At 62.0% G+C, this 484-nt stretch carries 1 protein-coding gene; it reads right to left on the minus strand.

Going from position 1 to position 484, the window contains the following annotated elements; all coding sequences use genetic code 11:
• Positions 1–136 precede the first annotated feature (136 nt).
• On the minus strand, positions 137–484 hold a 348-nt coding region (locus SB660_RS18965; protein ID WP_410583761.1), incomplete at its 5' end, for a hypothetical protein.

Genomic DNA, 484 nt, shown 5'->3' on the forward strand with positions numbered 1-484 from the left:
GTGGTGATGTCGGGGGCGGGCATGCGGTACCCGCAGCCCTCGAGTTGGCTGTAGTACTTGGCGCGCTCGACGGCGTACGCGATGGGTGAATCCCAGGCGTCTGCGAGTGCCCGGAAGTTCGCCGGTTTCGGCGCGGTCATGCGGCCTCCAATGCGTCCGGAAGGCATCCGTTGTAGATCCAGCGTTTGCCGAGTGGTGACAGTGCCCGGTAGGCGGAGTGCGTCTCATCGACGTTCGAAGCCCAATCCCCTCCGCGACCTCGATCGATCTGAGACCAGTAGGTGTCGATGAGCTTGCTGGCTGCGATGGTGTCGAGGGCTGCCCATCCGTCTCGGGTGCGCTGCTCGGGGATGTGCTCGGTGACGAAGATGTAAAGATCGTTCAGATAGTCGATCTGCTTCGCCGTTGCCGGTTGGATCTCATCGAATGTGAACAGGTCGTCGGGCGTGCGCTCCAGCGTGCGCCTCATAGCTTGTTCTTGGAT

Origin of the sequence: Bacillus sp. SIMBA_005 (genome assembly GCF_046535585.1) — a bacterium.
GTDB classification, from domain to species: domain Bacteria; phylum Bacillota; class Bacilli; order Bacillales; family Bacillaceae; genus Bacillus; species Bacillus pumilus.